Here is a 22,713-nt window from a genome sequence, read left to right as displayed (position 1 = left end):
AATGAAGAATTATACGTATTGAATTTTTGTCGGCATTTTTGGATCTGTATCGTGAATTTCAAAGGCTTCTCCCACTCCAAATCCCTTTTCCTCTAATACTTGTGATACTGACATACGCGCTAGTTCTTTCATGTTATTATCTAAACTTAAATGGGCTAAATAAATATGCTTTGTCTCATCTGTAATTACATCCGCCATCGCTAATGCAGCATCTTCATTACAAACGTGCCCCACATCACTTAAAATACGTCGTTTAATACTCCATGGATAACGTCCCATACGAAGCATTTCTACGTCATGATTACTTTCAAATACGAAAGCATTAGCTCCCTTAATAACACCTTTCATACGGTCACTCACGTACCCTGTATCTGTAATAAGGGCTAACTTTCTATTATTGTTATGAAAAGCATAGAACATCGGCTCTGCCGCATCATGAGACACCCCAAATGACTCGACCTCAATATCACCAAATGTTTTCACATCCCCAACTGAGAAAATAAACTTTTGCTCAGTTGGGATATTTCCTATTAAGTGTTCCATTGCATTCCATGTTTTCTCATTTGCATAAACAGGTAAATCATATTTACGTGCCAATACACCTAAGCCTTTAATATGGTCACTATGTTCATGTGTTACAAGAATACCCGATACATCATTTATATTTAATTCTGCCTGTTTAAATAAAGCCTCTGTTGCTTTACCACTTAAACCTGCATCGACAAGTAACTTCTTTTCATCTGTTCCTACATATAGCATATTCCCTGTACTTCCACTTGCAAGTACGCTAAAGTGCAAACCCATTCTTTCTCACTCCAGTATGTTCATCAACCACTTGATTTTCCTTTTCCCCTAATTCCATAACTTGTCCTTCAATTGCATTTACAAAGAAGTCCTGCTTCTGCTCCGTCTTTAAGTTCCACGTTGGAGCAAGTACTTGGTTATTAGAAGTAGATGCGGTAAGGTTGGCATAACCAATTTGCGCTTCTTTTACATGTGTATTCCCATGAATTTTATTTTTTAAATACAGATTTTCTAAAGCGGTTTGGGCAGTAATAATTTCTTGCTGTTTCGTTTTTTCACTTTCGCCCATTTCTTTTAAATCTGTTAACATCGTCTGCGTGTACGACACAAGTTCATTTTTTTCATTTAATTCCACAACAATCATCGCCTGATCGTTATAGAAAATAGGCTTATCTTTATATTTTTGGAAGAAGTAAATTTTAGAATCTTTCATCGCTCCAAACTCATACTTTTGTCCATCCAATACATAGTTCTTCAAAAAATCATTATACTTATCTTTTGATAACGATTTTGTATTTAAAAAGGGCTCTTTTAGCTTACTTTCTATCTTGTACATATTTTGTATATGCGCCGTTTGATTTTTTAAAGACTGTATGTCTTCTTCTTTAAATGCCTTGTTTTCAGCCCTAATAAATGACTCTTTTTTCGGTTCTTTAGGGAAATTACCCATAGTAATTTTGTTTGCTTTTAATTCTTGATCTATCTTTGTTTCTGCAATAAGCTCCAATTGATTACTATCTTGCTTTTGAATGAATTGAAAAATGAGAAAGAGGTCCAAAACAAAAAAGGTCACAATAAATATGGTTTTAATCCGATCCCAATCCATTTAGTCCCCCCTCATTCCACTCATATATTTTTTGTTTGCCAGCTTCATCTTCAACAAACTTTACATACCAAATTGGCTGTAGTCGTGCTACTTGCCCATCTAGTGATAATTTGTATCCAATCCCAATGTCTTTAATAGATCTTTTATCTACCGCGGCATTATTTTCTAAGGATGCTATTACAACATGACCTGACGGAAGAGTAACCTTCTGCTCTATACCTTTCGTATTTAAAGAAAGCAACGGTCTTTCATATTCCATTACTTCTTCTGATCCCCATACTTGTCTCAATTCAGCTAATCCATCAGTATTGAATACGGGATATCCATCTTCCTGTAAGCGGAATACTGTCTGTCCTTTATTCATATAGTCCAAACGATATGAATCCAAACTCCCACTATGACCATTTACAAAATCAAAACTTTTTTGTAAAAGCATTAAATTATCTGGCTTTTTCTCACTTAAAACAGAAGAATTTTTATACTTTAGCATATGCTGATCATTTTCAATCTCCATAGACCTAATACCATCTGTAAATATTTCTTTCGATCCCTCGATAATAGGGCTTAAATAACGTGGGTCACTAAAAAGAGCATTCTTAAATGTATCAACCGCCAAATTAGATGAAATATATGTTATATTACTTAATTCTGTCGTTCCATCTGGTAAAAATAGCTTTTTCATATCATTAATTTGATAGTCAAAATAAGGTTTCGCTGATACTATAAATTGATTTTGTGCATTTACAATATCTTTTAAATACACACCACTTAATTTTGCTTCATATATTCTAGAGTTATCACCATCGGAAACAAAATTAATTTTAATTTCTTGATCCCTACTTCTAGAAGGGTCAAGAATAATTCGATTAAAGTGTTTAGGCTTATCTATACTTTTTTCTTTCATACTAAACATAGATTTAACTGCATCAAATGGGATGTTGGTAGGGAAAATAAGTTCAATTTTCCCTTCACCATGCACATAAGAAAGGAAGTCAGCCTTAGCAATCGATATCTCTTTGAACTCATGTAATTCCCCTGCTTCCAAAGTTCTATAGATTGATTCTATATCTCCCTCTCTTTTGCTCCCGTAATGATTTTTATCTTTATGCACAATGATAGAAGTAGGGCGGACAACATCAGCGATTTTCGTTTGAGTATTTCCCTCATTCCCTTGTACAAATTTTGCGTTTTGCATAGATGTGGAATCTGGCACATACGTCCATAAGTTAAAAGTAAGAAATAGACTAATTACAACTAAATTAATTAAAACTATCGTTTTAACATTCTCCATACTCATTCCCATTCGTCCTCTTCATCTGCTGCCATAGGCAATGTGAAATAAATCGTTGTCCCTTTTCCTTCCTCACTCTTTGCCCAAATCGAGCCACCATGTGCCTCAATCATTTCTTTCGCAATTGCTAATCCAAGTCCTGTACCGCCCATTTGTCTTGAACGTGCTTTATCTACGCGATAAAAACGTTCAAAGATTTTATCGACGTTTTCTTTCGGAATACCCATTCCTTGATCACTTACACTAATCTCCAATAATTCTCCGCGATCACGTAAACGATATGTTACTGTTCCACCTTCTGGTGAATACTTTAATGCATTCGAAATAATGTTATACAATACTTGCGTAATTTTATCCGTATCCATATCAATAAATCGAGATTTTTTAGAGAAAGATCGTTTGAAGCTTACGTTTTGCTCTTTAGACATTTCAAAACGATCAATAATGTTATTAAAGAAGTCAGTAAAGTCGACCCATTCTTTCATTAAACGATGTTCTGTACTATCGAGTTTAGATAGTTGCAATAACGCATTTACAAGTCTAATCATTCTTTCTGTTTCTTCTTGTGTAACTGTTAAAAATTGTGGTGCAATATTTGGATCTTGCCACGCACCGTCTGTAAGTGCCTCTAAGTAACTGCGCATTGTCGTTAATGGCGTTCTTAATTCATGAGAGACGTTTGCTACAAACTCGCGGCGTTCTCTTTCTATACGCTCCTGCTCAGTCACATCATATAATACGGCAATTAAACCATTTGCTTTCCCTGTCTCTTTTTGAATAACAGAGAAACTAGCACGTAAAATATATGGCTCATTTCTCGTACTAAAATCTAATAAAACAGAATCCGGCTCTTCGTATAAATGATCGAGCGTAAATTCTTCTTGTATTCCCAATACTTCTAAAACAGATTGATCGAGCGCCGTTTCACGCGAAACATTTAGCATCTTTTCCGCAGGATCATTTAATAAAATAATGTCCCCTTTTCGGTCAGTAGCAATTACTCCATCTGTCATATGTGATAATACGGATGACAATTTACGTCTTTCACTTTCTGTTGAAGAACGAGCTTGTTGTAATTTTTTTGATAAATTATTGAAAGATAATGCTAATTGTCCAATTTCATCATGGCTATGCACTTTTACTTTTCTTGAATAGTTTCCTTTTGCCATTTCAATTGCTTGTCTTCGCATATCAGAGATTGGTCTCGTAATCGTTTGAGCTAACAAAATTCCAAGTACAGCTGTTACGAGTAATGCAATAACGGTTCCGGTCGCAAAGATTTGATTAATATCCTTCATCTGCTTATAAACATCTTCCATGGATGCAACAACGTAAATAGCACCAAGTGCATCTTTGTTGTTATCATCCATAATAGGGGTAATCATAACTTGTACACGGTGACCTGTACGACCATCCTTCTCAATTTTCACTTCTGGTTTTTTTTGTACCAATACCCGCTGAACAGCTATATCAGTTGACGTTCTATTTACCTTGTTTTGCTTTGACTCATCTGAAATAGCGAGCAGCTTTCTATTCGCATCAAATACACTTACCTCTTGAATATCCTTCTTTCGATCAGAGGCAAATTTTCGAATGGAAGTTTTAATCGTTTCACCTGTTGATTCTGTCTCTGCTTTTGTATAACTTTTTTTAAACTCTTGTTTCAAGTTATACGATAATAAGTTCGTTTGTTGCGTTAAAGAATCTCTAAAACCTTGTACAAGACTCTTTTCTAACTCTCTTACGAAATATACCCCAATAACTTGCATAGCTATCAATATTAATAGCATATATATGAGTACAAATTTTAAATGAATAGATTGAAAAAAACCGACTTTCTTCATATACTATTCCTGCTCTGGGTCACGCAAGTAATACCCTACTCCACGTCTAGTGACAATTAATGTAGGATGACTTGGATTATCTTCAATTTTTTCACGTAGACGACGTACTGTTACATCCACTGTACGTACATCTCCAAAATAGTCATAACCCCAAACTGTTTGCAATAAATGTTCACGTGTCATAACTTGTCCTAAATGTTTTGCTAAATAATGTAATAGCTCAAATTCACGGTGTGTAAGCTCAATATTTTCCTCACGTTTCGTTACACTATACGCATTTGGATTGATAACAATTGGTCCAATAACCATTTCCGTATTTTCTTCTTTTTCTGCCGCACCACCTTGCTGATGGCGACGTAAATTCGCCTTCACGCGAGCAAGTAATTCCCTCGTACTAAATGGCTTCGTTACATAATCATCTGCCCCAAGCTCAAGTCCTAATACTTTATCAATTTCAGAATCCTTCGCTGTAAGCATAATAATTGGCATTTCTGAGCTTTTACGTATTTCACGGCAAACCTCTAAGCCATCCTTACCTGGTAGCATAATATCTAATAAAACCATATCTGGCTGTTCTTCAGTCGCTTTTTCAATTGCTTCATCACCATCGTGCGCCATTACAATTTCAAAACCTTCTTTTTCTAGGTTGAACTTCAAAATATCTGCAATCGGCTTTTCATCATCAACTACTAAAATTTTCTTTCCCATCATCGTTTATTTCCTCCTTATAAAGTGAAACTTTAATCAACCCTCACCAATTGGGCTTTCACGGGCAGCCCTCCCTCCACCTAGCTTCTTTGCTTTCGCTGAATTTTAAGGTGGAGGCCTTACTGCCCATTAAATAGCGGGGTAAAAATATGGTCAATATCCCTAAACACATTGATGTCTACATAGTATGTCCCTATATGACCGCATCTTTTGCTTAAGTACTTTCTCCTCTATTCTCACAGACTCATGTATGATCCACTTTTACACGGAATCCTATACGATCTATAGAAAAACCTCTAGCTTCAACTGCTAGAGGCTCCTCATTCTATTTTAAAATAACTACTCAATTTTGTAAAATTACACAAATAAAAAGGATATTAAGTGGGCCCACTTAATATCCTGAGAGTGGCTCGGGACGGAATCGAACCGCCGACACGAGGATTTTCAGTCCTCTGCTCTACCGACTGAGCTACCGAGCCAAAACTATATATAAAACCACTAATGGTGGTATAAACAAAAGTGGCGGTCCCGACCGGGGTCGAACCGGCGATCTCCTGCGTGACAGGCAGGCATGTTAACCACTACACCACGGGACCAAAAATGAACATAAAAAAACATGACCCGTACGGGATTCGAACCCGTGTTACCGCCGTGAAAGGGCGGTGTCTTAACCACTTGACCAACGGGCCACGAAAAATAAAATGGTGAGCCATGAAGGACTCGAACCTTCGACCCTCTGATTAAAAGTCAGATGCTCTACCAACTGAGCTAATGGCTCATACTCACCAACGTCATATTTTCGTGACGACAAGATGTATCATAACATGTTTTATTTATTTTTTGCAATACCTTTTTTTATTTTTTATAAAAAACAAGAAAAAACTCATGCGGACATGAGTTTTTCCTTAAAAATATCAATTAAGCTTCGTATACGTTACGAACGATATTCGTTTGATTACGATCTGGTCCAACTGAGAACATAGATAATTGAATTCCTGTTAACTCAGAAACACGTTCTACGTATTTTCTTGCATTCTCAGGAAGTTCGTCTAATGATCTTACACCAGTAATATCTTCTGTCCAACCTGGAAGCTCTTCGTATACAGGCTCACATTTCGCTAAAATGTTTAAGTTTGCTGGAACTTCATCGATAACTTCGCCATTGTATTTGTAAGCAACACAAATTTTAAGAGTTGGAATACCAGTTAGAACGTCGATAGAGTTTAATGATAAATCTGTTAAACCACTAACACGACGCGCATGTCTTACAACAACGCTATCAAACCAACCTACGCGGCGTGGACGACCAGTTGTCGTTCCATACTCACGACCAACTTCACGAATTTGATGACCAATTTCATCATGAAGCTCAGTAGGGAATGGACCATCACCTACGCGGCTTGTATATGCTTTACATACACCTACAACGCGAGTAACTTTTGCAGGGCCAACTCCAGTTCCAACTGTTACACCACCAGCAATTGGGTTAGAAGATGTAACGAACGGATACGTACCGTGGTCGATATCAAGCATAACACCTTGTGCACCTTCAAATAATACACGGTGATTATTATCTAATGCATCATTTAATACAACAGACGTATCACACACATATTGCGCGATTTGTTGTCCGTACTCGAAGTACTCTTCGAAGATTTCTTCTACACTGAAACCTTCTGTATCGTACATTTTTTCAAACAAACGATTTTTTTGTGCTAAATTGCGCTCAAGCTTCTCTTTAAATGCTTCACGGTCTAAAAGATCAGCCATACGAATACCAATACGAGCAGCTTTGTCCATGTATGCAGGACCGATACCTTTTTTCGTTGTACCGATTTTGTTATCACCTTTACTTGCTTCTTCTAACTCATCTTGTTTTAAGTGATAAGGCAAAATAACGTGCGCACGGTTACTTACGCGTAAATTATCAGTACTTACACCACGATCGTGTAAGTATTTTAACTCTTCAAGTAATGCTTTCGGATCTACTACTAAGCCGTTTCCGATTACACAAATTTTCTCTTTATAGAAAATACCAGATGGAATTAAGTGTAATTTATATTTAACTCCGCCAAAAACAATTGTATGTCCTGCGTTATTTCCACCTTGATATCTTGCAACTACTTCCGCATGCTCAGAAAGAAAATCAGTGATTTTACCTTTTCCTTCGTCGCCCCATTGTGTTCCTACAACTACTACTGAAGACATTATTAAAGCACCTCCGCAATTTTCAAACGATCTATTCAAACAATATAATTGTACCAAAACCGAAAAAGAAGTCAACCAAAAAGCGAACATTTTTTTATCAAAAAACTTTTTCGTTCGTAAGAATTATATTTTCACACTATGAAAGCCTTATCTTTTCTATAAAAAAAAAGAAACACATCTTATTATAAGAAATGCGTTTCTTTTTTATACTATCGTTATGCCGGCGGCGCATGTCCATCTTCGAAACGACGTTCTAAGTTAACGAACTTATTGAACTCTTTAACGAATGCGAGCTCTACTGAGCCTACTGGACCATTACGCTGCTTTGCAATAATAATCTCAATCGTATTTTTATTTTCCGTTTCTCGATCATAGTAATCTTCACGATATAGGAAGGCTACGATATCGGCATCCTGCTCGATACTTCCCGATTCACGAATATCAGACATCATCGGACGTTTATCTTGACGAGATTCTACACCACGAGATAACTGTGACAAGGCAATAACAGGAACTTGTAATTCACGCGCAATCCCTTTTAGTGTACGAGAAATCTCAGATACTTCCTGCTGACGGTTCTCTCCTGATTTCCCACTTCCTTGAATAAGCTGTAAGTAGTCAATCAAGATCATGCCAAGACCCTGTTCTTGTTTTAATCTACGACATTTTGCTCGAATCTCATTTACTTTAATCCCCGGCGTATCATCAATATAAATACCAGCATTAGAAAGGCTACCCATTGCCATCGTTAATTTCGCCCAATCATCAGAAGTTAACGATCCGGTACGAAGTCTTTGTGCATCAATATTCCCTTCTGCACAAAGCATACGCATAACAAGCTGATCAGCACCCATCTCTAGACTAAAAATCGCTACATTTTCATCCGTTTTCGTCGCTACGTTTTGTGCGATATTTAATGAAAATGCCGTTTTACCTACCGACGGACGTGCCGCCACGATGATTAAATCATTTCGCTGGAACCCTGCCGTCATCTTATCTAATTCAGTAAATCCAGTCGGTATCCCGGTCACTTCACCTTTTTGATTATGCAAAAGTTCGATTTTATCGTAAGCATCTACAAGAACGTCTTTAATATTTTGGAATGCTTTCGCATTCGTCTGATGAGATACTTCTAATATTTTTTTCTCAGCCTCATTTAAAAGACCATCCACATCATCTTCTCTCTCATATCCATCAGACACAATATGAGTCGCCGTTCGAATTAAACGACGTAACAGTGCTTTTTCAGCGATGATTCTTGCATAATACTCTACGTTAGCAGCAGTCGGAACAACTTCTGCTAATTCTGCTAAGTAAGAAACCCCACCAACTTCTTCTAGTAATCCTTGATCAGCCATTGCTGACGTCATCATTACTAAGTCAATTGGCTCCCCCTTATCAGATAAACCAAGCATGACTTCAAAAATCTTTTGATGTTTCGTTCGATAAAATGAGTCAGGTACTAATAGTTCCGATGCCGATGTTAACGCATCCTGATCAATCAATATAGCACCTAAGACTGCCTGCTCAGCTTCTATATTATGCGGAGGGGTACGATCAGCCATTACATCACTCATACGCAATCCTCCTTGCTTAACTTAGTTTTATTGTTCACTAACATGAACTTTTACTGTTGCTGTTACTTGCGGATGCAATTTCACAGTAACGTTTGTATAGCCTAATGCACGAATTGCATCATCCATTTCAAATTTACGCTTATCAAGTTTAATATTGTGAGATTTTTGCATTGCATCTACGATTTGTTTACTTGTGATTGAACCGAATAGACGGCCACCTTCTCCAGATTTAGCCTTTAATTCTACAGTTAATTTCTCTAACGTTTCTTTTAATTGTTTTGCATTTTCAAGCTCTGCTGCTGCATCTTTTTCTTCTTTGCGCTTTTGAGCTTCTAAAGTTTTCATACTGCTATTCGTCGCTTCAGCAGCTAATCCTTGTTTTAGTAAGAAGTTATTTGCATAACCATCTGGTACGTTTTTTACTTCCCCTTTTTTCCCTTTACCTTTTACGTCTTTTAGAAAAATTACTTTCATGATTGTGTGCCTCCCTGTAAATAGTCATCAATAACAAATCGAAGCTTCTCCTCAGCTTCGTCTACTGTAATATTTTTCATTTGTGTGGCTGCATTCGTTAAATGCCCGCCACCACCTAAGTTTTCCATAATTAGCTGCACATTCACTTCACCTAAAGACCTGCCGCTAATTCCAATGAAATTCTCGCCACGTTTTGCAATAACAAATGATGCAATAATTCCTGTCATTGTTAATAATGTGTCCGCTGATTGCGCAATAAGCACTTGATCGTAGTAATCATCGCTATCAACTTTTGCAATCGCAATTCCATTTGTATAAATGTACGCATTTTTAATAGCTTTTGCAACCCGTAAATACTGATTCATATCTTCTTTTAAAAGCTCTTGTACAAGTACAGTATCTGCACCGTGTGAGCGTAAATAAGAAGCAGCATCAAACGTACGAGCACCTGTCCGGAATGTAAAGCTTTTCGTATCAACAATAATACCTGCTAATAATGCTGTTGCTTCTAGCATTGTCATTTTTAAATTTTTCGGTTGGTATTCAAGTAATTCCGTAACAAGTTCCGCCGTGGAAGAGGCGTATGGCTCCATGTAAACGAGCAATGGATCTTCAATAAAATCTTCTCCTCGGCGATGATGGTCAATAACAACTACATTTTCAATTTTGCGTAACAGCTTTTCTTCCATCACCATTGAAGGCTTATGTGTATCAACAACAACAAGTAATGAATCATCATTTGCAAATTCCATCGCTTGTTCTGGTGTAATAAAGTGAGACCATAACTCTTCATTTTGTTTCACTTTATCCATTAAACGCTTAATTCCCTTATCAGAATCATTTTCATCGAGCACAATATATCCTTTGCGCTCATTTAATTGCGCTACCTTTAAAATACCAATCGCAGCACCAATTGCGTCCATATCAGGAGCCCTATGCCCCATTATAATGACATTGCTACTTTCTAATACTAAATCCTTTAATGCATGCGAAATCACTCTGGCACGTACACGAGTACGTTTTTCCACCGGATTTGTCTTACCACCATAAAACTTAACTTTACCTGTCGCTTGTTTAATAGCTACTTGATCTCCACCACGCCCAAGCGCAAGGTCTAGACCTGATTGAGCCATCGCCCCAAGCTCGGATAAAGGTAAATCACCTGATCCAACACCTACACTTAATGTAAGTGGTATATTCCTTTTGGATGTTTCTTCACGTACTTGGTCTAAAATACTAAATTTCCCTTTCTCCATCTGCGCTAAAATACTTTCATTTAGTACAACGAAGAATCTTTCCGAAGATGCACGTTTTAAATATGCCCCATACTTAACGGCCCATTCATTTAGACGGGATGTCACAAGACTTGTTATATTCGTACGTAATTGATCATCTAATCCTTGTGTAACTTCATCATAATTATCTAAATAAATGACAGCTAAAACAGTACGTTGATCCTCGTACATCTTTTCAATCTCTGTTTGTTCTGTTACATCAAAGAAATAAATTAACTTTTCTTCTTTCCTTACAAAGACACGAAACTTTCGATTATTTAAAGAGACTATATCATCGGATGTTTCTCCCTTAATAAAAAGAAGTAACGTTTCTGATACATCATAAAGGTGCCATCCAGCTAATGCATGCTGCCCCAGACATGAAGATAAATAAGGATTTGCCCAATCAATCCCATAATCCTTATTGTATAACAAAATACCAATCGGCATCTGGTTAAATGCCTCATTACTCACTTTCTTTACCCTTGTAATCATATCTGTCGTATGTTTTTCAAAATTCTTTTGAAAGGTTAGTTCAAATCGTACAACAAGAAAAAGGACGATACAAAAAATAAAGAAGGAGACTATCCCCATTAGTAAATGAAAATAACAGAGGATTGAAATGAGCACAAACACAAAAAATGCCAATACGTAAACAGGATATAAAAACCACTGTTTCTTATAAAATTCAGGCATGTATACAACTCCTATAAAGTAAAACTAACTTATCTTCCAGTTAGTAATACAGATTAAAATAGTATAAGGAATATTATTTTATCCTCCTATTTTAGAACGCAATGAAATCCCTAAATCAATTATACCTAAGATTGTCACAAGAGGAAACAGCATCGGGATAAACATGCAGGCGATAAAACTAATAATAGGAACCCCTTTCGTAAAACCTTTGCTATGCGCCAGAAAAGCGATAAACGTCAAACCTTGCAGCACGAGTAGTAAAGCAAATATGACATATAGGTTAGAAAATACCATATGTAAATATGATGTCGGTTCTACTTTTATAAAAGTTGATAGCAAAATAAATATAACGTAATACCAAACAATACTCTTTGGTAATTGTATATCTTTGAACTTAGGCCAAGGTATAACATCATGCTTTAGCTTTCTCAAAACACTACTTGATATCATAACTGTAATCCATGAAAAACATACTGAGACCATGACAAGTAAACTCGGGAATAATGTTTGTAACACATCATTAAATTGTGCAAATAGCTCTTTTTGCTCTTTACTAATCGGCATACCCGCAGCGGTAACTATCTTTTCACTTTGCGTCATACTTTCATTAAACATATTTTGCATTTGCTTCATTAAATCTATGTTAAAAAACTTTATACTTGCAACATAAATGAGCATAATACCAATTAAGTAAGCAAGCGTCCCTGCCATCAAAATTTCTACCGGCTTTTTTTGTTTTTTATACATATACCCTAAAACGATGCCTATCAACCCAAACATAGTTGTCTTTACTAAGTTCATCGGTTGACTGACGATAACAGTAATAAAAAGCGCCGCCGTAAAAATTACAAAGGCACTGGATAATTTATATCTTATCGTTAGCAATATAAATGGCAACGGCAATGCAAACGTTACAACTGCACCTAAAATTGGAACATACATAGATATAAGCAATAGCATTGCATATATCGCTAACAACGCTGCACCTTCAGTAATAAATTTTGTGTTTTTCATCATCTAACCTCTCTTTCAAAAAAGAAAAGCATAGCAAAATGCACAGTAGAGTCCGACTCTACTGTGCATTTCATACGCTATTATTCACCAACATATGGTAAAAGTGCCATTTGACGAGCACGTTTAATTGCAACTGTAAGTTTGCGTTGGTATTTTGCGCTTGTTCCTGTTACACGACGAGGTAAAATTTTACCACGCTCAGAAACGAAACGTTTTAATAAATCAACATCTTTATAATCGATGCGAGTGATGCCGTTAGCTGTGAAGAAACACACCTTACGACGTTTCGCACGTCCACCTTTGCGTCCTGCCATGTCTATTTCCCTCCATTCTTTGTTAAAACTAACAAATTTACTGTATTAGAACGGTAAATCGTCGTCGGAAATGTCGATCGGTTGACCTACATTTGAAAATGGATCGTCATTCTTCGTAAATCCAGAGTTTCCTTGGTTACCTTGGTTGCCTGAATTACTAGATTGACCAAATGGGTTAGAGCTTTGGTTACCGAAACCAGCTCCTGATGGTTGCTGATTAAATGAACCACGTTGCTCCCCACCGCCATTACGCGGCTCTAAAAATTGTACGCTTTCCGCAAGAACTTCTGTTACATATACACGTTTACCATCTTGTCCCTCGTAATTACGAGTTTGAAGACGCCCATCTACGCCTGCTAAGCTACCTTTTTTTAAATAATTTGCTACGTTTTCTGCTTGTTTACGCCATATTACACAATTAATAAAGTCAGCTTCACGCTCACCTTGTTGATTCGCAAATGCGCGATTCACAGCTAACGTAAAAGTAGCTACTGCAACACCATTGGGCGTGTAACGTAAGTCAGGGTCCTTAGTTAAACGACCAACGAGGATAACACGATTCATCAATCGAACCACTCTCCCTTATATATCAATTATTTTTCTTCTTCTTTAACAACGATATGACGAAGGATATCTTCGTTGATCTTAGCTAAACGATCGAATTCGTTAATCGCTTCTGCGTTAGCATTCACGTTTAAGATCATGTAGAAACCTTCACGTAAGTCGTTGATTTCGTAAGCTAAACGACGCTTACCCCACTCTTTCGTGTTAATGATTTCTGCACCATTGTTTGTTAAAACACCTGCAAAACGTTCAACTAAAGCTTTTTGAGCTTCTTCTTCAACGCCAGGACGAATGATGTACATAATTTCGTACTTTCTCATTACACTTTCACCTCCTTTTGGTCTAAACGGCCCGTAATGGGCAAGGAGCAATTAATTTATAGTAATTACTCACGAGTTTAGATTATATCATAGTAAGTTAGATGAATCAACTCACCCATACATAAAAAACTTGGCAAACACATAATATATTTGCCAAGTTCATATCTTTATTTTTCCTAGGAAATATTAAATTAAACGTTGAAACGGAAATGCATAACGTCTCCGTCTTTTACGATATACTCTTTTCCTTCTAAACGAACTTTACCAGCTTCTTTTGCAGCTGTCATAGAACCGTTTGTCATTAAGTCTTCGTAAGAAACTGTTTCTGCACGAATAAATCCACGCTCAAAGTCTGTATGAATTACGCCGGCACATTGTGGTGCTTTCATACCTTGTTTGAACGTCCATGCACGTACTTCTTGCACACCTGCTGTGAAGTAAGTAGCAAGTCCTAATAAATCATATGCAGCACGAATTAATTGATCTAAACCAGATTCCTCAATGCCCAGTTCTTCAAGGAAGACTTTTTTCTCTTCCTCGTCTAGCTCAGCAATTTCTGATTCGATTTTTGCACATACAACGATTACTTGAGAATTTTCATTTGCAGCAAATTCTTTTACCATTTGTACGTATTTGTTTTCAGAAGGATCGATAACATCGTCCTCGCTTACGTTTGCTACGTATAACATTTCTTTCGTTGTCAGTAAATGAAGACCTTTAACAATCTTCATTTGCTCTTCTGTAAATTCAACAGTACGAGCTGGTTTACCCTCTTCAAAAGCTTCTTTTAAACGTACTAAAATTTCATGCTCATATACTGCTTCTTTATCCTTTTGTCTTGCTAATTTCGCAACACGTTCGATACGTTTATCAACAGATTCTAAGTCTGCTAAGATTAGCTCTAAGTTGATTGTTTCAATATCATCAATTGGGTCTACTTTACCTGAAACATGCGTAATATTTTCGTCTTCAAAACAACGAACAACTTGGCAAATTGCATCTACTTGGCGAATGTGAGATAAGAATTTATTTCCTAAACCTTCACCTTTACTCGCACCTTTTACGATACCTGCAATATCAGTAAACTCAAATACAGTCGGAACAGTTTTTTTCGGTTCTACTAATTCCGTTAATTTATTTAAACGCTCATCTGGTACTTCTACAATTCCTACGTTTGGATCAATTGTACAGAATGGATAGTTTGCAGATTCTGCTCCTGCTTGTGTAATTGCATTAAATAAAGTGGACTTCCCTACGTTAGGTAATCCAACAATCCCAGCCGTTAATCCCATATTTTTCACTCCTATGTCTCAATCTTTCATCATTATAGATAGTAACGAAAAAAATGACAAGTTTCCTCCAAACGAAAAAAAGTAACAGCTACCCACTGTAACTGTTACTTTCTCTCTATTCTTCGTGCTTCACAAGTATTTTTTTCACCTTACGATCAAACTCTCTTCGAGGAATCATTACTGAATGGTCACATCCCTCGCACTTAATGCGGATATCCATTCCCATACGAATAATCTTCCAACGATTCTCCCCACATGGGTGGGCTTTCTTCATTTCCACAACATCGTACAAGTTATACTGCTTTTGCTCCATTCTCCAAACCCCTCTCCATATTAAATTGCTTTTCCACTCACTAACTCTTCACGATTATATAAAACCATACGTGGATATGGAATTTCAATACCATGTAAATCTAGACGATTTTTAATTTCTTTACGAAGTGCCCTTGCAATAACTGCATGTTGCATCGGCTCTACTTCTGCAATAACACGTAATATAACTTCTGATGCAGCTAATGTTTGCACGCCTAATAACTGAGGCGTTGTTACCATTTGCTCATATTGTGCAGGTAATTCTTCTAATAATTCTTCAATGACTTGCTCTGCTTTTGCTATATCAGCCTCATACGAAATAGATACGTCAACAAATGCTACACTATTACTAACTGAATAGTTGGTAACCTGAACAATACTTCCGTTTGGTAAAGTATGAATTTCACCTGTCCAACTTTTCACTTTCGTTGTACGAAGTCCAATTTCTAAAACGACACCTTCAAACTGACCAATTTTCACATAGTCACCAACTGAAAATTGATCTTCTAACAAGATAAATAACCCTGTAATAACATCTTTCACTAAACTTTGAGCACCAAATCCGACTGCTAAACCAATTACCCCAGCACCGGCTAATAAACCTGATGCATTAATATTAAACACACCTAAAATCGCAATTAACATAATGAACATAACAACGTATGCCACAATATTTTCAAGTAACTTCGCTACTGTAACTGTACGACGTTCTGAAATTTGAATTGGAGAACGACTTCCCATACGAAACGCATTTCGTACAACCGCTCTTGCAATTCGCACTACAATTGCACCAATTGTTAAAATGATACATATTTTTAATGTCGCAATTCCAATATGAGCCCAACGATCAGCATCTAGTAAATACTGTTTCGTAGCATTAAACCACTTCGTTAATAAATCCATGTACCTCTACCTCTCCAGCCAAAATTTCTTTTTAATTATCTTTCTTATTGTATCAGAAGTCTCTTAATTGCTGAAAAAATTTTATGACTTTAATTCCATTTGTTAACCTCCATGCAGGTATAAAATGGAACGAATATATATATACTAGTACTATTATTTCCGTTCTCACTTAAATTTTACAGCAAGTACGCACTTATAGTTTTCCATTTTACTCACCATATAAAATATTTTGAAAATTTATTAAAAGGATGGGTGCTTCATGAATATTGGAAGTTTTCGCTTACCTTTTTTCGAAAAAGAAACTCAAAATGTTATGCACCAAGATTTAGAAGCCTCCGAGACAATTAGTAACTTCTTACTTTCCCATATCCCTATTAAAACTCATATACCAATCATTCTCGTTTGTATCGGAACAGATCGTTCCACAGGAGATGCACTCGGTCCGTTAGTCGGTACGAAACTAGAAGAAGTAGGAATTACAAACTTCCAAGTTTTCGGCACACTAGATGAACCAGTACATGCGCTAAATTTAGAAGAAAAAATTCAGAATATACAGAAAGATAATCCTACTTCATTTATCATTGCGGTTGATGCTTGTTTAGGAAAATCTCAAAGTATCGGTTCCATCACTACCGGAATGGGGCCTAGTAAACCCGGAGCTGCGATGAACAAGAAATTACCAGCAGTTGGTGATTTACATATTCATGGCATCGTAAATCTAAATGGTTTTATGGAGTTTTTCGTCCTGCAAAATACAAGATTAAGTTTAGTTATGAAAATGGCTGATGTAATTGCACAAAGCATAAAAGAAACAGACCAAAAATTATCTGTATTAAAAAAAGCAAACCATCTATAAATAATAAGATGGTTTGCTTTTTAGTTTTGCTGCGCTAATAATTCTAAAATACGATTTAAATCTTCTTTATTGAAAAATTCAATTTCGATTTTACCTTTTTCCTTTTTTGTTTCTTTAATTTTTACCTCTGTGCCAAACTTTTCTCTTAAGAACGTTTCGCGTTCTACGAAAAATATGTTTCTCTCTTTTTTTACTTGTTTTGTTTCACGTGAAACGCGTTGATTAATCTCCTGAACAATTTTCTCTAATTGACGAACATTTAATCCTTCTTTTTCAATTCGTTTCAGTAAAGATTTCAACTGCTCTTCATCTTTTATCGTAAGTAAAGTTCTCCCATGAGCCATTGAAAGTTGACCGTTTGCAATCATATCTTGCACAAAAGAAGGGAGGCTTAATAATCGCGTATAGTTTGCAATGTAAGGTCTACTCTTACCAAGACGTTTTGCTAATTGTTCTTGCGTCACATTTAGCTCATTCATTAACATTTGATATGCCATTGCTTCTTCCATTGGATTTAAATCTTCTCGTTGTAAGTTTTCAAGCAATGCAAACTCCATCATTTGCTGCTCATTTAATTGTCTTACAACGGCAGGTACTTTTTCGAGTCCCGCCTCTTTAGCAGCACGATATCTTCTTTCACCTGCAACAATTTCATATCCTTTAATACTCTTTCTAGCAATTAATGGTTGTAATATGCCGTGCTCTTTAATAGAGGCCGATAATTCCTGAATCGCCTCTTTATTAAAGTGTTTACGTGGTTGATATGGATTCGGTCTTAATTCAGTTATCGTAATCTCCTGAATTGTCTCTTCTTCTTTCACATCTAAATCAGGAAAAAACACATTGATTCCTCTTCCTAATCCTTTAGCCACCTGCAATCACTTCCTCTGCTAAATCTATATATACTTCTGCCCCTCTTGATTTAGCGTCATACTGCATAATTGGTTTCCCATGACTTGGTGCTTCACTCAAACGAACATTACGAGGGATAATCGAACGGTATACTTTATCTCTAAAGTATTTTTTCACTTCATCTATAACCTGAATCCCTAAATTTGTACGGGCATCTAACATTGTTAGCAATACACCTTGAATTGCTAGATTTTTATTTAAGTGCTTTTGCACAAGTCGAACTGTATTTAATAGCTGACTTAACCCTTCTAGTGCGTAATATTCGCATTGAACAGGAATAATAACAGAATCTGCTGCAGTTAATGCATTAATCGTTAATAACCCTAAGGACGGGGGACAGTCGATAATAATATAATCATATTCATCACGAACTGGCTGTAATGCCCTTTGCAAACGTACTTCCCGGGAAATAGTCGGTACCAATTCAATTTCAGCACCTGCTAATTGAATTGTAGCGGGTAGAACATCTAAGTTTTCAGTTGCGGTTTTCTGTATAACCCCTTGAACATCTGCATCTTCCACAAGAACATTGTAAATACATTGATCTAATTCGGATTTTTCAATTCCCACACCCGTCGTTGCATTTCCTTGAGCATCAATATCTACAAGAAGGACCTTTTTACCTACTTGTGCCAATCCAGCCCCTAAATTAACAGATGTTGTTGTTTTTCCAACGCCACCCTTTTGATTGGCTATAGCAATGATTTTTCCCATGATGTCACCTACTTTCAACCTTTCTATCTTATTCTAGTAACAATTACGTTTATTGTAACATGAAATAAAAGTTTTTCTTTTACGTCCTTATTAAACTTCAAAATTTATTTGTAAACTCCTTCTTCATCTAACAAGAAAATATAGTAAAAGAGACCTATCCAATAGGATCAGGTCTCTAACACGCCATTATTATTTTTTCTTCGGAATTTGAATTGTAATTTGATAGTACTCGTCAAACTCTTCTTCCTCAGAATTAACATTTAAACCACTGTCAGCAACCATTTGTAATGACTGCCTAATTGTATTCATGGCAATTCTCGTATCTCGACTTACTGCTTTTTGCTTTGCCTTACGCTTCGGTTTTGCTTCCTCTAGTAATTTCGCAATTCGTTCCTCTGTTTGCTTTACATTCAGTTGTTTCTCCACAATTTCCTGTAAAACCTTTAGTTGTAATTCCTCATTCTTTAAAGGGATGAGCGCACGGGCATGACGTTCTGTAATGCTTTTTTCTAATAACGCATTTTTTATTTCTTCAGGCAACTTTAACAATCGCAACTTATTTGCGATTGTGGATTGTCCTTTTCCAAGTCGTTGTGCCAATGCTTCTTGTGTTAAATTATGTAACTCAATTAGCTTTTGATATGCCACAGCTTCCTCGATTGCTGTTAGTTCCTCACGTTGCAAATTTTCGATTAAAGCTACAGAAGCTGTCTCTGTATCATTTAAATTCTTTATAATTGCAGGAACTTTTTCCCACCCTAACTTTGTTGCCGCACGGAAACGCCTTTCCCCAGCAATAATCTCGTACTTATCATCCTCATATTGCCTCACAACAATTGGCTGAATAAGTCCATGTGTACGAATCGTTAATGCTAGCTCCTCAATACGAGCATCATCAAAAACTGTTCGTGGTTGATAACGGTTAGGGGTAATATTTACTATTGGAATTTCTTGTATTTCTTCATATACCTTTTTATCTATTTCTTCATGGCTTTCGTCTTGTAATTCGAATTCGCTCTCTTTATCTCCAAAGCCAAATAAACGAGAAAACGTATTTTTCATACATATTCCACCACCTTTTAGGCCTATTGACTATTCTCCATAAAATGTTTCCTATGAAACATTTACGTTTTCATTTATATAATTTAATCTTACGTCTAATAAGATTTATTTTTCAATAGGTAATTTATTGGGTGTTCCCGGTTTGCGTGGATATTTCTTTGGTGTCTTGCGCTTTTTCTCGATTAATAAAATATTACGCTCGCTTTCTTCAAACGGTAATTGGAACGTAGACATTTCTTTTAAATTCCCGCCTAGCACCTCTAAAGCATACTTGCCATTTTCAATTTCTTCGTTTGCCGCGGCACCTTTCATTGCAATAAATGTTCCTCCAACTTTTACAAGTGGTAAACATAGCTCACTTAATACTGAAAGACGCGCAACCGCCCGTGCCATTACAATATCGTATGATTCACGTACACCTTCTTTTTTCCCAAATGTTTCAGCACGATCATGACAAAACGCAACGTCACTTAATTCCAACTTTTGTGCTAAATGATTTAAGAAATTAATACGTTTTTGCAATGAGTCTACAATCGTCACTTTTAAGTGCGGGAAACAGATTTTTAAAGGAATACTTGGGAATCCAGCTCCTGCACCAACATCACAAATTGAGAATGGTTTTGAAAAATCATAATAAAAAGCAGCTGTAATGGAATCAAAAAAGTGTTTTAAATATACTTCCTCTTTCTCCGTAATAGCCGTTAAGTTCATTTTTTCATTCCACTCTACTAATGTTTCGAAGTAGATTTCGAACTGCTCTAACTGTCTAGAAGAGAGGGTAATACCCTTCTCTTCTAGCATAGATTGAAATTGTTCTATGTTCATCTAACAATATCTCCTTACTATTTATTGGTTCGATACTCGCGCAATTTTTCCTTGTTCGATATACACAAGTAAAATGGAAATATCCGCTGGATTTACACCAGAAATACGTGAAGCCTGCCCCATTGATAGCGGACGAACATCTTTCAATTTCTGTCTAGCTTCAGAGGCAAGACTAGAAATCGCATCATAATCAATATCGACAGGAATTTTTTTACTTTCCATCTTCTTCATACGCTCTACTTGCTGTAAAGATTTTTCGATATATCCTTCGTACTTAATCTGAATTTCAACTTGTTCTGTAACTTCATCACTTAATTCTACTTCACTTGGTACTAAAAGATGAATATGCTCATATGTCATCTCTGGACGACGTAATAAGTCACTTGCACGTATTCCATCTTTCAATTCACTTCCACCAATATTGCGAATTAATTCTTGAACTTCAGGACGTGGTTTAATAATAATGCTACTTAAACGTTCCTTTTCCTGTTCAATTTGTAATTTTTTATTTGTAAATCGCTCATAGCGTTCTTCTTTAATTAATCCAATTTCATGACCAATTTCAGTTAAACGAAGATCCGCATTATCATGGCGTAATAATAGACGATACTCTGCACGAGACGTTAATAAACGATATGGTTCATTCGTCCCTTTCGTTACAAGATCATCAATTAAGACACCAATATAAGCATCCTCACGACCTAAAATCACTTCTTTTTTACCTAAAGAACGACATGCTGCATTAATTCCGGCCATAAGCCCTTGTCCTGCCGCCTCTTCGTAACCAGAAGTTCCGTTAATTTGTCCTGCTGTATATAAATTTTTAATTTTTTTCGTTTCAAGTGTTGGCCATAGTTGTGTTGGCACAATTGCATCATATTCAATTGCATAACCTGTACGCATCATTTCAACATTTTCTAGACCAGGGATTGTTCTAAGCATATCACGCTGTACGTCTTCTGGTAAGCTTGTGGATAAACCTTGTACGTATACTTCTTGTGTATTACGTCCCTCTGGCTCTAAGAAAATTTGATGACGTGGTTTATCATTAAACCTTACTACTTTGTCTTCAATTGAAGGACAATATCTAGGACCTGTTCCCTTAATCATACCAGAATACATAGCTGAGCGATGTAGGTTTTCATCTATTAAACGATGTGTTTCCGTACTCGTATACGTTAACCAACATGGAATTTGATCCATAATAAACTTTGTCGTTTCAAAAGAGAAAGCGCGTGGCTTATCATCACCTGGCTGAATTTCTGTTTTACTGTAATCAATCGTATTACTATTTACGCGCGGAGGTGTACCTGTTTTAAATCTAACAAGATCAAATCCAAGCTCCTCTAAATGTTCCGATAAAGTAATAGATGGTTGTTGATTATTTGGACCACTCGAATATTTTAAATCTCCCATAATAATCTCACCACGTAAAAACGTACCAGTCGTAATTACGACTGTTTTTGCTGTATATTCAGCACCAGCTTGCGTAATTACCCCTTTACATTCGCCATCTTCAACGATTAAACGCTCTACCATTCCTTGGAACAACGTTAAGTTTGGTGTTTCTTCAATTGTTTTCTTTAATTCATGCTGGTAAGAGAATTTATCTGCTTGTGCTCGAAGTGCGCGTACAGCTGGTCCTTTACCTGTATTTAACATACGCATTTGAATATACGTTTTATCAATGTTGCGTCCCATTTCTCCACCTAATGCATCAATTTCACGAACAACAATCCCTTTTGCTGGTCCACCAACAGAAGGGTTACATGGCATAAACGCTACCATATCTAAGTTAATTGTTAACATTAATGTTTTGGAGCCCATTCGTGCTGCCGCAAGACCAGCTTCACATCCTGCATGACCTGCACCGATTACTATGACATCGTATGAACCGGCATTGTATCCCATTGTTTATTCCTC

Annotated in this window: 22 protein-coding genes and 4 tRNA genes; 1 reads left to right on the top strand and 25 read right to left on the bottom strand. The window is 36.5% G+C overall.

Annotation, left to right across the window (positions count from 1 at the left end; genetic code table 11):
- Positions 1 to 9: 9 nt before the first annotated feature.
- The 20 genes from ACTFNE_RS17665 to ACTFNE_RS17570 form a co-directional block, all read right to left on the bottom strand.
- Positions 10 to 804 (bottom strand): MBL fold metallo-hydrolase, encoded by a 795-nt coding sequence (locus tag ACTFNE_RS17665; protein ID WP_000522836.1) that lies wholly within the window; start codon positions 802 to 804, stop codon positions 10 to 12.
- On the bottom strand, positions 788 to 1,630 hold the full coding sequence (locus ACTFNE_RS17660; RefSeq protein ID WP_048557321.1) for a two-component system regulatory protein YycI: 843 nt from the start codon (positions 1,628 to 1,630) through the stop codon (positions 788 to 790). The genes ACTFNE_RS17665 and ACTFNE_RS17660 overlap by 17 nt, the downstream gene beginning before the upstream one ends.
- Positions 1,611 to 2,927, bottom strand: a complete 1,317-nt coding sequence (locus ACTFNE_RS17655; RefSeq protein WP_000061586.1) for a YycH family regulatory protein — start codon at positions 2,925 to 2,927, stop codon at positions 1,611 to 1,613. The genes ACTFNE_RS17660 and ACTFNE_RS17655 overlap by 20 nt, the downstream gene beginning before the upstream one ends.
- A complete protein-coding gene (walK, locus tag ACTFNE_RS17650; RefSeq protein ID WP_000755380.1) occupies positions 2,924 to 4,765 on the bottom strand; it encodes a cell wall metabolism sensor histidine kinase WalK in 1,842 nt (613 codons plus the stop codon). The genes ACTFNE_RS17655 and walK overlap by 4 nt, the downstream gene beginning before the upstream one ends.
- 3 nt (positions 4,766 to 4,768) lie before the next feature.
- Positions 4,769 to 5,476: a cell wall metabolism DNA-binding response regulator WalR gene (gene walR, locus ACTFNE_RS17645; protein ID WP_000971872.1), complete on the bottom strand. Its 708-nt coding sequence runs from the start codon at positions 5,474 to 5,476 to the stop codon at positions 4,769 to 4,771.
- Positions 5,477 to 5,879: 403 nt separating this feature from the next.
- Positions 5,880 to 5,952, bottom strand: a tRNA-Phe gene (locus ACTFNE_RS17640).
- A 41-nt stretch (positions 5,953 to 5,993) separates the two neighbouring features.
- Positions 5,994 to 6,069 (bottom strand) — tRNA-Asp (locus tag ACTFNE_RS17635).
- 21 nt (positions 6,070 to 6,090) lie between these two features.
- Positions 6,091 to 6,162: transfer RNA gene (locus tag ACTFNE_RS17630), tRNA-Glu, on the bottom strand.
- Between the two features lie 13 nt (positions 6,163 to 6,175).
- Positions 6,176 to 6,251: transfer RNA gene (locus ACTFNE_RS17625), tRNA-Lys, on the bottom strand.
- 140 nt (positions 6,252 to 6,391) lie between these two features.
- Entirely contained in the window at positions 6,392 to 7,681 is a 1,290-nt protein-coding gene (locus ACTFNE_RS17620) for an adenylosuccinate synthase (RefSeq protein ID WP_000100224.1), read from the bottom strand.
- 215 nt (positions 7,682 to 7,896) lie between these two features.
- On the bottom strand, positions 7,897 to 9,258 hold the full coding sequence (gene dnaB / locus ACTFNE_RS17615; protein ID WP_001286244.1) for a replicative DNA helicase: 1,362 nt from the start codon (positions 9,256 to 9,258) through the stop codon (positions 7,897 to 7,899).
- Positions 9,259 to 9,285: 27 nt separating this feature from the next.
- Entirely contained in the window at positions 9,286 to 9,732 is a 447-nt protein-coding gene (gene rplI, locus ACTFNE_RS17610; protein ID WP_000864231.1) for a 50S ribosomal protein L9, read from the bottom strand.
- Positions 9,729 to 11,702, bottom strand: a complete 1,974-nt coding sequence (locus tag ACTFNE_RS17605; RefSeq protein ID WP_270705183.1) for a DHH family phosphoesterase — start codon at positions 11,700 to 11,702, stop codon at positions 9,729 to 9,731. The genes rplI and ACTFNE_RS17605 overlap by 4 nt, the downstream gene beginning before the upstream one ends.
- Before the next feature lie 78 nt (positions 11,703 to 11,780).
- Positions 11,781 to 12,716 (bottom strand): YybS family protein, encoded by a 936-nt coding sequence (locus ACTFNE_RS17600; protein WP_046197927.1) that lies wholly within the window; start codon positions 12,714 to 12,716, stop codon positions 11,781 to 11,783.
- A gap of 80 nt (positions 12,717 to 12,796) precedes the next feature.
- Positions 12,797 to 13,030, bottom strand: coding sequence for a 30S ribosomal protein S18 (gene rpsR, locus ACTFNE_RS17595; protein WP_000918873.1), 234 nt, complete (start codon positions 13,028 to 13,030; stop codon positions 12,797 to 12,799).
- A gap of 45 nt (positions 13,031 to 13,075) precedes the next feature.
- Positions 13,076 to 13,597, bottom strand: coding sequence for a single-stranded DNA-binding protein (ssb, locus tag ACTFNE_RS17590; protein WP_000981967.1), 522 nt, complete (start codon positions 13,595 to 13,597; stop codon positions 13,076 to 13,078).
- Positions 13,598 to 13,623: 26 nt separating this feature from the next.
- Positions 13,624 to 13,914: a 30S ribosomal protein S6 gene (rpsF, locus tag ACTFNE_RS17585; RefSeq protein WP_001233779.1), complete on the bottom strand. Its 291-nt coding sequence runs from the start codon at positions 13,912 to 13,914 to the stop codon at positions 13,624 to 13,626.
- A gap of 191 nt (positions 13,915 to 14,105) precedes the next feature.
- Complete coding sequence (gene ychF, locus ACTFNE_RS17580) at positions 14,106 to 15,206, bottom strand: redox-regulated ATPase YchF (protein ID WP_000524669.1); 1,101 nt, start codon at positions 15,204 to 15,206, stop codon at positions 14,106 to 14,108.
- Between the two features lie 115 nt (positions 15,207 to 15,321).
- The gene (locus ACTFNE_RS17575) at positions 15,322 to 15,519 is read right to left on the bottom strand and encodes a DUF951 domain-containing protein (protein ID WP_000436051.1); all 198 of its coding nucleotides are present in this window, start codon (positions 15,517 to 15,519) and stop codon (positions 15,322 to 15,324) included.
- Between the two features lie 20 nt (positions 15,520 to 15,539).
- A complete protein-coding gene (locus tag ACTFNE_RS17570) occupies positions 15,540 to 16,421 on the bottom strand; it encodes a mechanosensitive ion channel family protein (protein WP_000365104.1) in 882 nt (293 codons plus the stop codon).
- 259 nt (positions 16,422 to 16,680) lie between these two features.
- Between ACTFNE_RS17570 and yyaC the strand changes: the two genes are divergently transcribed.
- Entirely contained in the window at positions 16,681 to 17,277 is a 597-nt protein-coding gene (yyaC, locus tag ACTFNE_RS17565) for a spore protease YyaC (protein ID WP_270705181.1), read from the top strand.
- Positions 17,278 to 17,297: 20 nt separating this feature from the next.
- On the opposite strand, the gene spo0J is transcribed toward yyaC, so the two are convergent.
- From spo0J to mnmG, 5 genes are all read right to left on the bottom strand, one after another.
- Positions 17,298 to 18,149 carry a stage 0 sporulation protein Spo0J gene (gene spo0J / locus ACTFNE_RS17560; RefSeq protein ID WP_001051838.1) on the bottom strand — a complete coding sequence of 284 codons (852 nt, stop codon included), beginning with the start codon at positions 18,147 to 18,149 and terminating at the stop codon, positions 17,298 to 17,300.
- Positions 18,142 to 18,903 carry a sporulation initiation inhibitor protein Soj gene (gene soj, locus ACTFNE_RS17555; RefSeq protein ID WP_000516114.1) on the bottom strand — a complete coding sequence of 254 codons (762 nt, stop codon included), beginning with the start codon at positions 18,901 to 18,903 and terminating at the stop codon, positions 18,142 to 18,144. The genes spo0J and soj overlap by 8 nt, the downstream gene beginning before the upstream one ends.
- Positions 18,904 to 19,092: 189 nt before the next feature.
- Positions 19,093 to 19,965, bottom strand: coding sequence for a nucleoid occlusion protein (gene noc / locus ACTFNE_RS17550; RefSeq protein ID WP_000799023.1), 873 nt, complete (start codon positions 19,963 to 19,965; stop codon positions 19,093 to 19,095).
- A 105-nt stretch (positions 19,966 to 20,070) separates the two neighbouring features.
- A complete protein-coding gene (rsmG, locus tag ACTFNE_RS17545) occupies positions 20,071 to 20,790 on the bottom strand; it encodes a 16S rRNA (guanine(527)-N(7))-methyltransferase RsmG (protein WP_046197925.1) in 720 nt (239 codons plus the stop codon).
- Positions 20,791 to 20,811: 21 nt separating this feature from the next.
- Positions 20,812 to 22,701: a tRNA uridine-5-carboxymethylaminomethyl(34) synthesis enzyme MnmG gene (mnmG, locus tag ACTFNE_RS17540; protein ID WP_046197924.1), complete on the bottom strand. Its 1,890-nt coding sequence runs from the start codon at positions 22,699 to 22,701 to the stop codon at positions 20,812 to 20,814.
- Positions 22,702 to 22,713: the final 12 nt, after the last annotated feature.

It is taken from the genome of Bacillus cereus group sp. MYBKT111-2 (assembly GCF_051915205.1).
GTDB lineage: Bacteria > Bacillota > Bacilli > Bacillales > Bacillaceae_G > Bacillus_A > Bacillus_A paranthracis.
This window is presented reverse-complemented; position numbering and strand designations above follow the sequence as displayed.

What these genes read in the sequence shown, in the direction of transcription:
- ACTFNE_RS17665 (WP_000522836.1), bottom strand. Translation starts at nt 804, where the DNA reads ATGGGTTTGCACTTTAGCGTACTTGCAAGTGGAAGTACAGGGAATATG.
- ACTFNE_RS17660 (WP_048557321.1), bottom strand. Translation starts at nt 1,630, where the DNA reads ATGGATTGGGATCGGATTAAAACCATATTTATTGTGACCTTTTTTGTT.
- ACTFNE_RS17655 (WP_000061586.1), bottom strand. Translation starts at nt 2,927, where the DNA reads ATGAGTATGGAGAATGTTAAAACGATAGTTTTAATTAATTTAGTTGTA.
- walK (WP_000755380.1), bottom strand. Translation starts at nt 4,765, where the DNA reads ATGAAGAAAGTCGGTTTTTTTCAATCTATTCATTTAAAATTTGTACTC.
- walR (WP_000971872.1), bottom strand. Translation starts at nt 5,476, where the DNA reads ATGATGGGAAAGAAAATTTTAGTAGTTGATGATGAAAAGCCGATTGCA.
- ACTFNE_RS17620 (WP_000100224.1), bottom strand. Translation starts at nt 7,681, where the DNA reads ATGTCTTCAGTAGTAGTTGTAGGAACACAATGGGGCGACGAAGGAAAA.
- dnaB (WP_001286244.1), bottom strand. Translation starts at nt 9,258, where the DNA reads ATGAGTGATGTAATGGCTGATCGTACCCCTCCGCATAATATAGAAGCT.
- rplI (WP_000864231.1), bottom strand. Translation starts at nt 9,732, where the DNA reads ATGAAAGTAATTTTTCTAAAAGACGTAAAAGGTAAAGGGAAAAAAGGG.
- ACTFNE_RS17605 (WP_270705183.1), bottom strand. Translation starts at nt 11,702, where the DNA reads ATGCCTGAATTTTATAAGAAACAGTGGTTTTTATATCCTGTTTACGTA.
- ACTFNE_RS17600 (WP_046197927.1), bottom strand. Translation starts at nt 12,716, where the DNA reads ATGAAAAACACAAAATTTATTACTGAAGGTGCAGCGTTGTTAGCGATA.
- rpsR (WP_000918873.1), bottom strand. Translation starts at nt 13,030, where the DNA reads ATGGCAGGACGCAAAGGTGGACGTGCGAAACGTCGTAAGGTGTGTTTC.
- rpsF (WP_001233779.1), bottom strand. Translation starts at nt 13,914, where the DNA reads ATGAGAAAGTACGAAATTATGTACATCATTCGTCCTGGCGTTGAAGAA.
- ychF (WP_000524669.1), bottom strand. Translation starts at nt 15,206, where the DNA reads ATGGGATTAACGGCTGGGATTGTTGGATTACCTAACGTAGGGAAGTCC.
- ACTFNE_RS17575 (WP_000436051.1), bottom strand. Translation starts at nt 15,519, where the DNA reads ATGGAGCAAAAGCAGTATAACTTGTACGATGTTGTGGAAATGAAGAAA.
- ACTFNE_RS17570 (WP_000365104.1), bottom strand. Translation starts at nt 16,421, where the DNA reads ATGGATTTATTAACGAAGTGGTTTAATGCTACGAAACAGTATTTACTA.
- yyaC (WP_270705181.1), top strand. Translation starts at nt 16,681, where the DNA reads ATGAATATTGGAAGTTTTCGCTTACCTTTTTTCGAAAAAGAAACTCAA.
- soj (WP_000516114.1), bottom strand. Translation starts at nt 18,903, where the DNA reads ATGGGAAAAATCATTGCTATAGCCAATCAAAAGGGTGGCGTTGGAAAA.
- noc (WP_000799023.1), bottom strand. Translation starts at nt 19,965, where the DNA reads ATGAAAAATACGTTTTCTCGTTTATTTGGCTTTGGAGATAAAGAGAGC.
- rsmG (WP_046197925.1), bottom strand. Translation starts at nt 20,790, where the DNA reads ATGAACATAGAACAATTTCAATCTATGCTAGAAGAGAAGGGTATTACC.
- mnmG (WP_046197924.1), bottom strand. Translation starts at nt 22,701, where the DNA reads ATGGGATACAATGCCGGTTCATACGATGTCATAGTAATCGGTGCAGGT.